Genomic DNA, 14,726 nt, shown 5'->3' on the forward strand with positions numbered 1-14,726 from the left:
CGCAAGTGAGGAGAGACACTATGTCCACCAAAACCACGAACGAGTTCGGCGGAGAGATCGGCGGGATCACGCTGCTGGGGAAGGCGCACTCGCTGTCGGCGCTGTTCATCGTCCTGCTCCGGGCGACCATCGGCGGGATGATCCTGTTCGCGGGCCTCGGGAAGGTCTCCGAGTGGCCGTTCGACGCGGCCGGCTACCTCGCGAACGTCGACCCCGCGAGCCCGGTCAGCGGGATCTACGCCGCCATGGCGTCGAACGCCGCGCTGATGGAGTTCGTCAACGTGTTCGTGCCCGCGACGCAGCTGCTCGTCGGCGTCGCGCTCATCACCGGCGCGTTCGTCCGCCTGGCCGCGTTCGGCGGCGCGATGCAGATGATGCTGTTCTACCTCGGCGGGTGGAGCGGCGAGTTCCTGTCGCTGTTCGGCTCGACGCTGGTGTACGCGGTCGTGTTCCTCACGGTCGCCGCGTTCGGCGCGGGCCGCGTCCTCGGCCTCGACGCCTACATCGAGAACGTCGAGGTCGGCGGGCAGGCGCTCGTCGAGAAGTTCCCCGCGCTCCGGTACGTCCTCGGCTGAACTGGGGGCGAGACCGAGCGAGGGGAATCGGGCGGTGACGACTCACCGCCGACTCGTTTTCGATACGTGGAGTACGGCGTGGGTGATTCACTTTTCGTAATCAGTTTGTAACGGCGAGCGCCCGCGTCGCGACCGCTTACTTATAAATAGATACCAGATATCGGCAGAAGACGCTGCCAATTCTCTGCCGATTACTTATAAATAATCAACCGTGGCTCGGCGGCGAACACTCCCATAGCCCCACCCGGACAGCACGACCGGAGGCCGGTCGCTTCGCTTCGTCGCCGGCGCGACGCGCCTCTCGCGGCCGCCACTGGCGGCCGCTCGCAGGCGCGCCACCGCCGCCTTATTTATAAATCGTCGTCAGCGAGGGTCGCGGATCGACGGCGACCCTGGTCCGATTCGATCCCGACGGACCGCCGCGCTTTATTCCCCGTCAGACCCACGGTCAGGTATGAAGCTCTCCGAGTACGTCGATCGGCTCGACGACCGGCTCGACACGGCCGCGTACGCCGACGTCGACGCGAGCGCGAACGGGTTACAGGTGGGTCCGGACGACGCCGACGTGGAGCGGGTCGCGTTCGCCGTCGACGCCGCGACGGCGACCGTCGAGGCCGCCGCGGACGCGGGCGCCGACGTCCTCGTCGTCCACCACGGACTCTCGTGGGGCGGCATCGAGCGCGTCACGGGACGGTCGCACGACCGGATCGCGGCCCTCGTCGAGAACGACGTCGCGCTGTACGTCTCGCACCTCCCGCTCGACGGGCATCAGGAACTGGGTAACGCCGCGGGGGTCGCGGACGCGGTCGGGCTCTCCGACCGCGAGCCGTTCGGCGAGATGGGGCCGGTGACGATCGGGACGATCGGCGAGACCGCGTCGCCGCGGTCGGCGGCCGCGATCCGCGAGACGCTCGACGGGTTCGAGGGGCAGCCGGCGGGCGAGGCGTCGCCCACGCGGGTGCTCGACTTCGGTCCCGACGAGATCGAGCGGGTCGCGATCGTCACCGGTTCCGGGGTCGACTGGCTCGACGAGGCGGTCGCGGCGGACGCGGACGCGCTGATCACCGGCGAGGGGAAAGGGCAGGTCTACCACGACGCGCGGGAGGCGGAGATTACGGTGTTCCTCGCCGGCCACTACGCCACGGAGACGTTCGGCGTCCGCGCGCTCCAGTCAGTGACCGACGACTGGGGCGTCGAGACGACGTACGTCTCGCACCCGACCGGGCTGTGAGTCGGCCGTCGGAGCGGCCGGGCGTTGAGGTGGCCGGGCGTTGAGGTGGCCGGGCGTCGGGGGCGCGCCCGCCGCCGAACGCAACCCTTACCGCTCGCGTCCGCGCAGTCGGGGTATGCGCGATCACTTCGAGATCCGGGACCACGACGCGGCCGGGCGGATCGGCCGGCTGGAGGTCCCGCGCGCCGACGTCACGGTCGAGACGCCGGCGCTCCTGCCCGTGGTCAACCCCAACGTGCTCACGATCGAGCCCGAGCGGCTCCGCGGGGAGTTCGGCGCGGAGATGCTGATCACGAACTCCTACATCATCCGCAGCACGGACCGCATCCGCGACCGCGTGCTCGACCAGGGGCTCCACGAGTTCCTCGGCTTCGACGGCGCGATCATGACCGACTCCGGCTCCTTCCAGCTGGCCGAGTACGGCGACATCGACGTGACGACCGAAGAGATCATCGAGTTCCAGCGGCGGATCGGCAGCGACGTGGCGACGCCGGTCGACGTGCCGACGCCGCCCGACGCCGACCGCGAGCGGGCGGAGCGCGAACTGGCGACGACGAAGCAGGCGCTCGCGGACGCGGAAGAGGCCGAGACCGGCGAGATGCTCGTCAACGCGCCGGTCCAGGGGTCGACGTACGCCGACCTCCGCGAGGGTGCGGGGCGGCACGCGGCCGCGACCGACCTCGACGTCTTCCCGGTCGGCGCGATGGTCCCCCTCCTGAACTCCTACCGCTACGCCGAGGTCGTGGAGGCGGTGCGCGCGGCGAAGCGCGGGCTCGGCCCGGGCGCGCCGGTCCACCTCTTCGGCGCCGGCCACCCGATGATGCTCGCGCTCGCGGTGGCGGCCGGCTGCGACCTGTTCGACTCGGCCGCGTACGCGCTGATGGCGCGCGACGGCCGCTACCTCACCGTCTCGGGGACTGAACACCTGGAGGACCTCGACTACTTTCCCTGCTCGTGTCCGGTGTGCGCGGATCACTCGCCGGCCGACCTCCGCGGCTTCGACGACGGCGAGACGGAGCGGCTGCTCGCCGAGCACAACCTCCACGTCACCTTCGAGGAGCTGCGCCGCGTGAAGGAGGCGATCCGCTCGGGGACGCTGCTCGAACTGGTCGACCGCCGCGCCCGCGGCCACCCGGCGATGCTCGACGGCTACCGCGCGCTGCTCGACCGCGCCGACGAACTGGAGCGCACCGATCCCGGCTCGAAGGACGCGTTCTTCTACACCTCCCACGAGGCGGCCCGCCGGCCGGAAGTCGAACGGCACCGCGACCGACTCGCCCGGCTGGCGGCGCCCGACGACCTCCTCCTCACGGAGTCGAAGGCGCCCTCGAACCACGAGTACGACGCCGTCTGGCGCGTGAAGCCGCCGTTCGGCCCCTATCCGCCCGCGCTCTCGGAGACGTATCCGCTCACCGCGGAGGTGCCCGAGCGGACCGACGACGCGGCGCAGATCGCGGCCGCAGAGGGGGTCGTCGCGCTGGCGGCGGCCAACCCCGAGACGGCGCTCACGCTCGGCCACGACGCGTGGTGCGACCGCGCGCTCGACCGCCTGCCCGAGCGCGTCGAGACGGAGAACCTGCGGACGCTCGGCTGACGAGCGGGTTGCTCGCCGGCCTGAAAGCGCATCGAGTGCCGCGAGAAAACCGCAGCCGTGACCGAGTCGACCGCCGGTTCGGAGACATCGCGCGCCTCAGTCCCGCCGGTGCCCGAGCGGCTTCTTCTGGTCGACCTCGACCTCGACGTGGATCGAGTCGGGGAAGTCGCGGCCGACGACGTCGCGCGCGATGTCGTCGGCGCCGTGGATCTCCATCGAGCGGCGGTACACGTCGTAGCGCCACGGCGAGAACTCGTCGCCGGGCTCGAGGTTCTTGTACAGCGGGACGGTGACGTTCTCCGAGGGGCTCGCGTGCGGGCCCTTGCACTCGGCGCCCTTGCGTTCGAGCGTCTCCTTGAGGTCCTGAACGGTCTCGACGAGCACGTCGCGGTCGCCGGACGCGAAGTCGAGTTTCGTGACGAAGGTCATGGCTGGGGGTCGTCCGCCAATGGCCGCCCGAGCGGTAAAAACGCATCTACCCGTCGTCGGTCCGGCCGCCCGCACGGCGAATCCCGCCCGGAGACCGGTCGACGCAGCCGAGTCGCTCGCCGCTGTTCGGGAGTCCGACACGCTCTTTAGGGGTGATCGCTTACCTGCGGCCAATGACGGTCGAAGCGACCAGTGCCGGAGCCATCCTCTTCCGCGATACCCGCGGCGAACGGGAGTACTTGCTCCTGAAGAGCCGACCGGGGGACTGGGAGTTCCCCAAAGGCGGGGTCGAGGGGGACGAGGAGCTCCAGCAGACGGCGATACGAGAAGTCGGCGAGGAGGCCGGGATCGAGGATTTCCGGCTGATCGACGGGTTCCGCAGGGAGTACGACTACGTGTTCGAGGCGAACGGGAAGACCATCCACAAGACGGTCCACCTGTTCATCGCCCGCTCGTTCGAGGCGAGCGCCGAGCTCTCGAAGGAACACCGCGACCTCCAGTGGCGCGACTACGACCAGGCGCTCAACACGATCACCCAGGACGGGCCGCGAGACATCTTAGAGGAGGCCCACGACTACCTCGACGAGCGGAAAGACGAGGAGGAGGGGAAGTACGTCTGACCGGGACGCGGGGCCGGCCCGCGGACGGCGACCGCCCCGTCCCCGAGCGATTCGTTTTTGTCCGCCCCGCTCGACGGGGCGACCAGTGACGCCCGACGCCGAGTTCGGCTACGAGCTCTTGGTCTGCCGGTACGCCGAGCTGGCGTGGCACCCGAGCGAGGGCCCCCGTCCCGCGCTGGTCGCCCGCCAGCTCGGCACCCAAGACCGACGGTGGGACACCGTCGTTATCGAGGTCGACCCGGCCGCGTTCGAACGGCGGCGTGCGTTCGGCGACCGGGCCATCGGCTCCGACCTCCTCCACGTCCTCCGGGGGGCGCCCGCCGAGTGGGCGTTCTATCGCGACGCGCTGCCGCACCCCGGCTACCCGTGGCGCTACGTGCGGCAGGCGGTCCACCGCGCGGCGGGCCGGGACCTGATCGAGAAGCGGCGCGACGGCAACCGGATCCAGATCCGCCGGAAGCGACCGTACCCGGACTGGGTCGAGCGGATCGTCGCGGTCGAGAACAAGCCGGACCTGGACCGCTCCGCGGCCGACCGGCTCGCCGACCAGCTCGACCACGACATCGAGACCGCGCTCGCCGACGAGGCGTGGCTCGCGACCGAGACGACCGGCGAGCGCGTCGAACCCGCGCTGCTCCGCGAGATGCCCGTCGAGGCCGGGATCCTCGCGACCGACTTCTCCGCGGGCGTCGACGCCGGGGCGGCCGACGTGGCGTGGCACCCCAGCGACCTCTCCCCGGGGGAAGGCGAGCGCCGCGACGCCGAGACCGAGACGCTGCGGCTGGAGATCGCCGAGCGCGCCTACGGGAAGGGGTGGCGCTCGTACCACGACACGATGCGCCCCGACTGCCGGCACTTCGAACTCCGCCGCGAGGGGCGCGCGCTCGTCCCGCACTGCGCGGCGAAGGAGAAGCTCCCCGCCGCCCGGGAGTGTTCGGGCTCCTGTTCCGAGTTCTCGCCGGAGCCGCCCCAATGGCGCACGAGCGGGTGGCCGATAGAGGGCGGTCCGGGGAAGGGGCTCGCGGCCCTATTGGAGCGGCGCCGCGAGCGCGAACGCGACCGGATAGCCCCCGAGATCGACGACTGACTGGAAACGCTTGTGTGGGTGACGACGCGACGGGGTCCCGTGAAGCTTCCGACGCCCTCCCCCTCCGAGTACGCCGTCCGCACCGCGGTCGTCGTCGCGACCCTCGCGGTCCTCCAGTACACCGGCACGTTCGTCGACGGGCCGCCGGGGATCGACCCCGCGCACCTCGCCGTCGTCGCCGTGCTGTTCCCGACGTTCTCGTATCTGCTCGCCGTCCTCGCCGCAAACGTGGACCGGATTCCCGAGTGAGCACCGGGCAGTCGGCCGTTTGAGCACCGGGCGTGGGCGGGTCCGGCCGCGCCGCCGCCCTACGCCAGCGCGGCCGCCAGCTTCTCGATCGGATGCGACGGCTCCGGAACCTCGCCGGGGCCTTCCTCCAACTGCGTCCGACAGGAGGTTCCGGGCGCGACGAGTCCGTCGCCGTCGCTGGCCGAGACCTGCTCGAACAGGTTCTCGCCGATCGCCTTGCTCATCGAGTAGTGTTCGGCCTCGTAGCCGAACGAGCCCGCCATCCCGCAACAGGAGGAGTCGAGCGGGTCGACGCCGTAGCCGGCGCGCCGGAGCACGCCGACCGCGTGGTGGTCCTTCTTCGTCGCCTTCTGGTGGCAGTGGCCGTGGTAGGTGAGCGACTCGGTCGGCGCGTCGAGCGGGAGTTCCTCGTCGAGCCGGTGGGCGTCGACGAACTCCATGACCCCGTAGGCGTGCTCCGAGACGGCCGCCACGTCCTCGTCCGGCACGTCGCTGGCGTCGCCGTCGAGCAGGTCGTGGTAGTCGGACTGGAGCATGACGGCGTCGGAGGGCTCGACGACGACGACTTCCCAGCCGTCGCGTACGTCGGGCGCGAGCGTTTCGACGGCGTCTCTCGCGGTCGCGCGCGACACGTCGAGCAAGCCTTTGGAGTGAGGCGGGCGCCCGCTGCCGTCGACATCCGGAATCCTGACGTGGCAGTCGGCGGCCTCCAGCACGCGCACCGCGGCCTTCCCCGCGCCGGGGTTGGTGTAGGTGGTGTACACGTCGGGGAAGAGGAGCACGTCGCGGGCGGCCTCGTCGCGCGGGACGCCGGCGCCGCCGCGCGCCTCGAACCAGTCGACGAGCGTCTCCGAGCGGAAGGTCGGGAGGTCCCGTTCCCTCGCGATACCGAGCGCCTTCTCCGCGAGGAGGCCGCTCCCGGGGATCTTGTTCGGGAGGTTCGAGAGCGGGGCGAACTTCGAGGCGAGCGGCGCGAGCGACTCGAAGCGGCCGAGCAGTCGCGTTCGAAGGTCGATACCGTGTTCCTCGTGGTGGGCGTGTTCGACCTCGGCCTTCAGCTTCGCCATGTCGACGCCGCTCGGGCAGTCGACCTTACAGCCCTTGCAGCCGACACAGAGGTCCATCACCTCGGTGACGAACTCGTCGTCGGTCGGGTCGTCGGGGAGCTCGCCGGTCATGGCCCCGCGGAGGGTGTTCGCCCGCCCGCGGGTCGACTGGATCTCCTCGTCGGCGGCGCGGTAGGTCGGGCACATCACGCCGCCGGTCGTCTCCTGCGGGCCGCGGCAGCCGCCGCAGCCGTGACAGAGCTCGACCATCCCCTGCATCCCGTTGTCGACGGCCCACTCCATCGCGGGGTCGAAGCCGGCGTCGTACTCGTAGTCGTCGTCGAACCGGAGGTTCTCGCGCATGTCGAACTCCCCGCAGACGTTCCCGGGGTTGAGCAGCCAGTCGGGGTCGAACGCGGTTTTGAGGTCGCGGAACGCCTCCCAGAGGTCGTCGCCGTACAGCTTCCGGTTCCACTGCGTCCGGGCGCGCCCGTCGCCGTGTTCGCCGGATACCGACCCGCCGAGCCGGACCACCGCGTCGGTGACGCGGTCGGCGATGTCGACCATCGCGTCGACGCCGTCGACGTCCTTCGTGTTGATCAGCGGGCGGACGTGGAGCACGCCCGGGCCGGCGTGCGCGTAGAAGGTCGCGAACGTGTCGTTGTCGGCGAGGATCTCCTGGAACTCGCGAGTGTACTCGGGGAGGTGCTCCGGGGGAATGGCGCAGTCCTCGATGAAGGAGATATGCTTCTCGTCGGTGGTCCGCGACAGGAGGATCGGGAGCCCCGCCTTGCGCATCTTCCAGAACCGGTCGCGCTTCTCGGGGTCGTGCGCCTCCATCGCGTGAACCGCCCGACGGGGGTGGCTCGTCGTCTCGGCGGCGCCCGCGCTCGGCTCGACCGCGGTGGCGACGCCGGCGCCGTCCCCGTCGCCCCCGTTCGCGGCCGCGCCCACCCGATCCGCGATCAGGTCCGCGACCTTCCGCTTCCCCGCCGCGTCGCTGTCGGCGTAGAACTCGACGAGCAGCACGGAGTCGGTGCCGTCGGGGAGCATGCCGACGACGTCCTCGAACTCCGGCGTGTCGGCGGCGAGCCCCAGCAGAACGTCGTCCATCACCTCGACGGCGGCTGGGTCGTGTTCGAGGCACGCCGCCACGTCCTCCATCGCGTCGAGGAGGTCGTCGTAGGTGAGCAGCGCGACCGCCTTCGTCTCGGGGATCTCGACGAGCGAGAGGGTCGCCTCCGTCACCGTCGCGAGCGTCCCCTCGCTGCCGGCGAGCAGGCGGGCGAGGTTGACAACGCCCGCCTCGCCGTGTTCGCCGCGATGCTCGGCGAGCAGGCGGTCGAGGTTGTAGCCGGAGACGTTCCGCTTCAGCTCCGGGAACCGCTCGTCGATCCGGTCGGCCTCCTCGTCGAGGACTCGGACGACCTCGGCGTGGATCCGGGGCAGGAGGTCGTCGGCGTCAGGGTCGGCGGACGCGCGGAGGTCCTCGACCGCGACCTCGCCGAACGTCGTCACGGTGCCGTCGGCGAGGACGACCTCCGCCTCCTCGACGTAGTGGTCGGTCTTCCCGTACTTCAGCGAGTGCGAGCCGGTGGAGTTGTTGCCGATCGCGCCGCCGACCGCGGACTTGTCGCGCCACGCCGGGTCGGGCGCGAACTTCAGGCCGTCGGGCTCGACCGCGGCGTTCAGGTCGCCGACGTACGCGCCGGCCTGGACGCGGGCCCGCTTCGCGTCGGGATCGGTCGACACCACGTCGTCCATCTCGCCCGTCAGATCGAGGACGACCGCCTCGTTGACGGTCTGCCCGGCGAGCGAGGTGCCGCCGCCCCGCGGGAGGACGGGGATCCCCTCCTCGAAGCAGTACTCGTGGACGGCCGCGACGTCCGCGGTCGACTCCGGGATCACGACGCCGATCGGCGTGACCTCGTACGCCGAGGCGTCGGTCGCGTACAGCCGCTTCGAGTAATCGTCGAACCGCACGTCGCCCGCGACGCGCTCGGCGAGCGCGTCGACGAGGTCCGGTCGCTCCACCGCGCCGCCGGTGTAGTCGAAGTCCCCGCCGTCCGTCGGGTCGGGACCCGGGGTGTTAGTCGCCATGCGACTCCCTCGCGGTCGAACCATGAAAAAACCTCCTGCCGTCCGCGCGTCGGCGGAATTCGGTCGCCCCGCGGCGGCCGAGACCGCCGCGTCCCGGCCGCGCTGTCGCCTGCCGGGAGCCGCCGTAACACCCATATGCCGGCCGGCGAACTCACATCCATGTCACTCGCAGACACGTCGACGTTCGCCGGTCGGCTCGACGACCTCGGCGTCGCGGTCTCGACGGGGCCGCCCGCGGAGTGCGCGGCCATGGTCGAGGCGGCCGCGGGCGAGCCCGCGGTCGGGGTGCCGCTGGCGCGCTCGGGGCCGGCCGCGTTCGCCGACTCGCCCGCGGCCCTGCCGGACCGCGTCGAGACGGCGCCGACGACCGCCGACCTCCGGGCGGCGCACACCGGCGTCACCGCGGCGTCGCTCGGCGTCGCCGAGTACGGGAGCGTCGCGCTGGAGGCGGACGCGGCCGGCACGGAGCCGGTGAGCCTCTTCGTCGACCGCCACGTCGTCGTCCTCCGAGAGGCCGACCTCGTCCCGGACATGCCCGACGCCTTCGACTGGCTCGGGCCGCGGGCGCGCGACGAGTCGGTCGACGTGGTGTTCGCGACCGGGCCGAGCGCGACCGCGGACATGGGCGGGCTCGTTCACGGCGCGCACGGGCCGAAGGAGGTCCACGTGATCCTGTTGCGCGGCGAGGACGCGGCGGACGGCTCGGACGCCGCTGTCGACGCGGAGGACGACCAATGAGTAGCGACGCCGAGACCGGCGCCGAGGAGGCGGCGGCGACCGAACCGGCGGACAATCCCGACCGCGAGGCGAAGGCCGAGCGGATCCGCGAGCTGTTGACGACCGAGGGCGACGCGGTCGCAGAGAACACCCGCGGGTTCAACGAGGGCCGCTACGAGTCGACCGGGCGGCTCGACGGCTACGAGGAACTGAAAGACGAGGCGCGGGCGATCAAGGAGGACGCGATCGAGCGGCTCCCCGACCTCATCGACGAGGTGAGAGCGAGCGTCGAGGCGAACGGGGGCACGGTGTACCTCGCCGACGACGCGGCCGACGCGAACCGGTACGTCCGCGAGGTCGCGGCCGAGCGAGACGCCGAGCGCGCGGTGAAGTCGAAGTCGATGACCTCCGAGGAGATCGAGGTGAACGACGCGCTCGAAGCGGACGGCGTCGACGTCGTCGAGACCGACCTCGGCGAGTGGGTGCTCCAGCTGGCCGACGAGGAGCCCTCGCACATCGTCGCGCCGGCGATCCACAAGTCGCGTGAGGGGATCGCGGAGCTGTTCGCCGAGCGGTTCGACCCGGAAGACCCGCCCGAGACCGCCGAGGAGCTCACGATGTTCGCCCGCGAGCGGCTGGGCGAGCTGATCGAGGACGCGGACCTCGGGATGACCGGCGCGAACTTCATCGCCGCCGACTCGGGCACCATGCTCTTAGTCACCAGCGAGGGGAACGCTCGCAAGACGGTGACCGCGACCGACACCCACGTCGCGGTCGCGGGCGTCGAGAAGCTCGTCCCGACCGTCGAGGAGTTCTCCCCGTTCGTCGAGCTGATCGGCCGGTCGGGGACCGGTCAGGACGTGACCTCCTACATCTCGACGCTCACGCCGCCCGTCGACTCGCCCGTGCCGGACTTCGAAGCGGCGGACGAGCCGCTCGCCGACGGCTCGGAGTCCGACCGCGAGTTCCACCTCGTCCTGATCGACAACGGGCGCATGGCGATGCGCGACGACGAGGAGCTGAAGGAGACGCTGTACTGTATCCGCTGTTCGGCCTGCTCGAACGCCTGCGGCAACTTCCAGAGCGTCGGCGGCCACGCGTTCGGCGGCGAGACGTACTCCGGCGGGATCGCCACCGGCTGGGAGGCCGGCATCGAGGGGCTCGACACCGCGGCCGAGTTCAACGACCTCTGTACCGGCTGCTCGCGCTGCGTCCCGGCGTGTCCGGTCGGCATCGACATCCCGTGGATCAACACCGCGGTCCGCGACCGGATCAACCGCGGCGAGGCGGAGCCCGGCCAGACGGACTGGATGTTCGAGGAGCTGGTCCCGGACGAGGAGCCCGGCGGGCTCGACCTGGCCACGCGCCTCGTGGGCAACTACGCGACGCTCGCGGAGTGGGGCCACAAGACGGCGCCGGTCGCCAACCGCCTCGCGAACGCCGGCTCGGTGCGCGCGCTCGCCGAGCGGGTGGCCGGCATCGACCGCCGCCGAGAGCTCCCCGAGTTCGCGCGCGAGTCGCTCGTGGAGTGGTTCGACGCGCGGGGCGGCCCGGCGGTCCCGGCCGACGAGGCGACCCGCGAGGCCGTCGTCTACCCCGACACCGCGACGAACTACGTCGACGTCGGGCGCGGGAAGGCGACCGTCAGGGCGCTGGAGGCACTGGGCGTCCGCGTCCGCGTGCCGGACCTTCCCGGGAGCGGCCGCCCGCCGCTGTCGCAGGGGATGATCGCGACCGCCGAGGCCGCCGCCGAGGACCTCTACGCCGGGCTGGCGCCCCACCTCGACGCCGGCCGCGACGTGGTCGCCATCGAGCCGAGCGACCTCGCGACGTTCCGTCGCGAGTACGAGCGGTTCCTCCCGGCCGCCTCCTACGAGCGGCTCGCGGACGCGAGCTACGACGTCATGGAGTACGCCTTCGGCCTGCTGGAGAACGGCGCCGACCCGGCGGCGCTGCGCGCGCCGAGCGAGGGGACCGGCCCGGTGGCGTCGGGGCAGCGGATCGCCTACCACCCGCACTGTCAGGCCCGCACGGTCGGGGTGAGCGAGTACGCGACCGCGACCCTCGAACGGCTCGGCTACGACGTGCGCGTCTCCGACACGGAGTGTTGCGGGATGGCGGGCTCGTTCGGCTACAAGACGGACTACTACGAGCTGAGCGTGGACGTCGGCGAGCCCCTCGTCGAGCAGTTCGGCGACACCGACCGCACCGTCGTCGCACCGGGCACGTCCTGTACCGAGCAGCTCGACGCCCTGTTGGACGCGGCGCCGAGACATCCGATCGAGGTCGTCGCGCCGCGGGAGTGACTGACGGCGACGCGCGCGGCGTCGACCCCGCGGGACCCGCCGGCGTCCGACGCGCGTCGTTCGACAACGAACGCTTATTAGGCGCGCTCGTGACCCTATCAGGTATGAACGCAGCCCCCGAAGAGATCACGTCGCTCGTCGGTCGCGAGGTGTACTCGAGCAACGGCGTTTTCGTCGGCGAGATCGAAGACATCCAGCTCGATCTGGACGCGCGCTCCGTCACCGGCCTCGCGCTCGCCGAACTCAACCACGAACTGTTCGCCGGACAGGTGGGCGGATCGACCGGCGTCATCGTCCCGTACCGCTGGGTCCGCGCGGTCGGCGACGTCGTCCTGATCAACGACGTCATCGAGCGGTACGACACGGGCGAGTCCGACGAGGAAGGGAGCGAGGTCGAGGCCCGGGCGGAGTCCCGGTAACAGGTTCCCGACCGCGCGCGCCGCGCCCGGGGCCGCTTCAGAAGGGGAGAGCGTCGCGGAGGCTGGCGATCACGCCGCGCTCTTCCCGGCGCGCCTCGTCGAACACCGGGTACATGGCGTCGAGAAACGTCGTCTCGTTTTCGAACTCCCGCTTGGGCACGCGGTCGAGCGCGTCCGCGAGCGCGATGGAGCGCCCCTGCGCGTCGTAGGGCACCTCCTGATCGCCGAGCGCGTCCCGTAGCTCCGCGGCCGTCGCGGGAAACGACACGTCCGCCTCGTCGAGCCGTGCGTCGAGCGCGGCGATGCCGAACTCGATCGCCTCCGGCTCCTCCGTATCGCCGCCGCCGGGTGGCCGTGCTGCCATTACGGCGTGTTACTCCCTCCGGCGGCTTGAAACCCCTGTTCTCGGCGCGTCCCGCTCATTCCGGCACGGACTCGGTCGGCGGCGCGGCGTCGACGACGGCGAGCTCGACCCCGTCCCCGGACCGGTCGAACGCGGCGACCGAGTCGCCGTCGTACGGCGGGACCGCGACGATCACCACGCCCGCGAGGTCGTCGGTGCGGGAGACCCCGAGGAACCCGTCCGGGTGCGAGAGGAACCGCGCGCCGCCCGCGCCCGCCGGCGTGCCGAGGTCGACGCCGAACACGGAGCTGACGGAGTTCCCCACGGACGGGAGCGTGAAGTGGGTCACCACCGGCGTAGCCGGGTCGAGGCCGAGGTCGGCCTCGAACTCGCCGGCCGGCGTGGCCGAGAGCCGGAGGTTCACCGCCTCGGGGTCCTCGCTCGCGGCGCGCTCGCGCAGCACGGTCAACAGGTCGCGGGTGACGTAGATCACTGGTCGAGCCCCGCTACGGGACGCATTGGCAAAAGGTCACGCACGGTTCGGTCGGTGCGGTCGGTGCGTCCGGCCTCACAGGCCGTCTCTGCCCGCGCTCAGAACGGCAGTGCCGATTTGAGCGTCTTCGCGTACAGTCCCGGCGCCTTCCGCCGCGAGTCGGAGAGCGCGTCCTCGAGGGCGACGGCCGCGCGCTCGTGGACGCCCACGCCGTGGCCGACGAGGACGCGCTCGGGGTCGAGCCCGGAGAGCGCGCCAGTCGGCGGCGTGAGCCGCAGCATCGGGTGGACGCCGAGGCGCTCGCGGTCGCCCCGGAAGTACGACGCGGAGCCGAGCGACTCGGGGACGATCAGCGTCTCCCCGTCGAAGAGCCCGACCTCCTGCCACGGCGGCAGCGAGGAGTCGCGGATTTTGATTGCCTCGAAGCCGGTGTCCGCGAGCCGTGCGCCGAACCGCTCGACCTCGACGTCCGGGCCGAGCTCCTCCGCGACGCCCGTCATCCACTCGGCGACGTACACCGGGACGTCGTGGCGCGCCGCGACCTCGCCGCTGTCGCGCACGTGGCGGTCGAGCCCGACCACGACGCCGGCGACGTCGCCGAGGTCGGCGAGCAGCTCGTCGACGCCGGGCGCGTCGACCGGGTCGACCACCCACACGTCGTCGGCGTCCGCCTCCTCGTTGGGGACCGCGAACGCGTGGCTCGCGCGCTCCATCGTCTCGTCGGGGTACGCGATCCAGCCGACGCCGCCGTCGTAGCGATCGATCTCGTGGAGGTCCGGCTCGTCGCCTTTCATTCCCATACCACCCGTTCGGCCCGGACGCTTGTTAAGTCGTCTCCGGCGGAACGCCGATCCGGTGTTACCGGTGATCGCAGCGGGGGCGACTCAGGCGTCGGGCCATTTGATCGAACAGCCCCGGGAGGGCCGGTCCGGGATTTCGACGTCCTCGCCCGCGAGGACGGCGTCGACCGCGTCGCGAATGTAGAACTCCGTCGGCTCGTCGTCTGGGTTGAGCGCGTCGTCGAGCCGGCCGTGGTAGCGCAGCCGCCACGCGCCGTCCTCGCGGCCGAAGAGGAACGGGTCGGGGGTACACACCGCGTCGTAGGCGGCCGCGACCTCGCCGGTCTCGTCGCGGAGGTACGCGTCGTACGCGACGGTGCCGTTCGCGACCGCCTCGCGCATCGCCTCGAAGGAGTCCTCCGGGTACGCGTCGGCGTCGTTGGGGTTGATCCCGACGACCGCGAGGTCGTCGTACCCGGCGGCGAGCTCGTTCAGCAGGTCGATCTTCGCCTTCGCGTACGGGCAGTGGTTACACGTAAACACGATGAGCAGCGCGTCCGCGTCGAAGTCGTCGAGCGCGTACGTTTCCCCGTCCGCGCCGGGCAGTTCGAAGTCGGGCGCGGCGTCGCCGCGGTCGAGCGCCGAGTCGGATTCCATCTGGACCATATCGGGGCGTACGCGCGGGAACGGAAAAGGCGTTGCGAGCCACTTCAGATGTCGAGTCAGCGATCCACGACG

Annotated in this window: 15 protein-coding genes; 9 read left to right on the top strand and 6 right to left on the bottom strand. The window is 71.4% G+C overall.

Features of this window, described 5'->3' with window-relative positions:
- The first annotated feature begins 20 nt into the window (after positions 1-20).
- The 3 genes from AC4NMM_RS05030 (at position 21) to tgtA (ending at position 3,400) form a co-directional block, all read left to right on the top strand.
- On the top strand, positions 21-575 hold the full coding sequence (locus tag AC4NMM_RS05030; protein ID WP_096393388.1) for a DoxX family protein: 555 nt from the start codon (positions 21-23) through the stop codon (positions 573-575).
- Positions 576-1,029: 454 nt separating this feature from the next.
- A complete protein-coding gene (locus tag AC4NMM_RS05035; RefSeq protein WP_491923680.1) occupies positions 1,030-1,806 on the top strand; it encodes a Nif3-like dinuclear metal center hexameric protein in 777 nt (258 codons plus the stop codon).
- A 115-nt stretch (positions 1,807-1,921) separates the two neighbouring features.
- The gene (gene tgtA / locus AC4NMM_RS05040; protein WP_491923681.1) at positions 1,922-3,400 is read left to right on the top strand and encodes a tRNA guanosine(15) transglycosylase TgtA; all 1,479 of its coding nucleotides are present in this window, start codon (positions 1,922-1,924) and stop codon (positions 3,398-3,400) included.
- A 96-nt stretch (positions 3,401-3,496) separates the two neighbouring features.
- Here the strand turns inward: tgtA and AC4NMM_RS05045 are convergent, their stop codons facing one another.
- Positions 3,497-3,829 (bottom strand): uS10/mL48 family ribosomal protein, encoded by a 333-nt coding sequence (locus AC4NMM_RS05045; protein ID WP_096393391.1) that lies wholly within the window; start codon positions 3,827-3,829, stop codon positions 3,497-3,499.
- A 173-nt stretch (positions 3,830-4,002) separates the two neighbouring features.
- Between AC4NMM_RS05045 and AC4NMM_RS05050 the strand changes: the two genes are divergently transcribed.
- The 3 genes from AC4NMM_RS05050 to AC4NMM_RS05060 all read left to right on the top strand — a co-directional run bounded on the left by AC4NMM_RS05050 (position 4,003) and on the right by AC4NMM_RS05060 (position 5,785).
- Positions 4,003-4,449, top strand: coding sequence for a bis(5'-nucleosyl)-tetraphosphatase (locus AC4NMM_RS05050; RefSeq protein WP_092921845.1), 447 nt, complete (start codon positions 4,003-4,005; stop codon positions 4,447-4,449).
- 85 nt (positions 4,450-4,534) lie between these two features.
- Positions 4,535-5,536 carry a DUF5787 family protein gene (locus AC4NMM_RS05055; RefSeq protein ID WP_491923682.1) on the top strand — a complete coding sequence of 334 codons (1,002 nt, stop codon included), beginning with the start codon at positions 4,535-4,537 and terminating at the stop codon, positions 5,534-5,536.
- 39 nt (positions 5,537-5,575) lie between these two features.
- Positions 5,576-5,785: a hypothetical protein gene (locus AC4NMM_RS05060; protein ID WP_491923683.1), complete on the top strand. Its 210-nt coding sequence runs from the start codon at positions 5,576-5,578 to the stop codon at positions 5,783-5,785.
- Between the two features lie 59 nt (positions 5,786-5,844).
- Here AC4NMM_RS05060 and AC4NMM_RS05065 read toward each other — a convergent pair whose 3' ends face one another.
- The gene (locus AC4NMM_RS05065) at positions 5,845-8,931 is read right to left on the bottom strand and encodes an FAD-binding and (Fe-S)-binding domain-containing protein (protein ID WP_491923684.1); all 3,087 of its coding nucleotides are present in this window, start codon (positions 8,929-8,931) and stop codon (positions 5,845-5,847) included.
- Between the two features lie 159 nt (positions 8,932-9,090).
- Between AC4NMM_RS05065 and AC4NMM_RS05070 the strand changes: the two genes are divergently transcribed.
- The 3 genes from AC4NMM_RS05070 (at position 9,091) to AC4NMM_RS05080 (ending at position 12,373) form a co-directional block, all read left to right on the top strand.
- The gene (locus tag AC4NMM_RS05070) at positions 9,091-9,669 is read left to right on the top strand and encodes an LUD domain-containing protein (RefSeq protein ID WP_096393395.1); all 579 of its coding nucleotides are present in this window, start codon (positions 9,091-9,093) and stop codon (positions 9,667-9,669) included.
- Complete coding sequence (locus AC4NMM_RS05075; RefSeq protein ID WP_491923685.1) at positions 9,666-11,954, top strand: LUD domain-containing protein; 2,289 nt, start codon at positions 9,666-9,668, stop codon at positions 11,952-11,954. Before AC4NMM_RS05070 ends, AC4NMM_RS05075 begins: the two co-directional genes overlap by 4 nt.
- Before the next feature lie 104 nt (positions 11,955-12,058).
- On the top strand, positions 12,059-12,373 hold the full coding sequence (locus AC4NMM_RS05080; RefSeq protein WP_096396110.1) for a PRC-barrel domain-containing protein: 315 nt from the start codon (positions 12,059-12,061) through the stop codon (positions 12,371-12,373).
- 37 nt (positions 12,374-12,410) lie between these two features.
- On the opposite strand, the gene AC4NMM_RS05085 is transcribed toward AC4NMM_RS05080, so the two are convergent.
- The 4 genes from AC4NMM_RS05085 to AC4NMM_RS05100 form a co-directional block, all read right to left on the bottom strand.
- Positions 12,411-12,737, bottom strand: a complete 327-nt coding sequence (locus AC4NMM_RS05085; protein ID WP_096393397.1) for a DUF5789 family protein — start codon at positions 12,735-12,737, stop codon at positions 12,411-12,413.
- A 55-nt stretch (positions 12,738-12,792) separates the two neighbouring features.
- Entirely contained in the window at positions 12,793-13,209 is a 417-nt protein-coding gene (locus AC4NMM_RS05090) for a JAB/MPN domain protein-containing protein (RefSeq protein ID WP_096393398.1), read from the bottom strand.
- A gap of 98 nt (positions 13,210-13,307) precedes the next feature.
- Positions 13,308-14,003: a hypothetical protein gene (locus tag AC4NMM_RS05095; protein WP_491923725.1), complete on the bottom strand. Its 696-nt coding sequence runs from the start codon at positions 14,001-14,003 to the stop codon at positions 13,308-13,310.
- Positions 14,004-14,093: 90 nt separating this feature from the next.
- Complete coding sequence (locus AC4NMM_RS05100) at positions 14,094-14,654, bottom strand: thioredoxin family protein (protein WP_491923686.1); 561 nt, start codon at positions 14,652-14,654, stop codon at positions 14,094-14,096.
- Between the last annotated feature and the right edge of the window lie 72 nt (positions 14,655-14,726).

Source organism: Halorubrum sp. SD41, assembly GCF_058630335.1.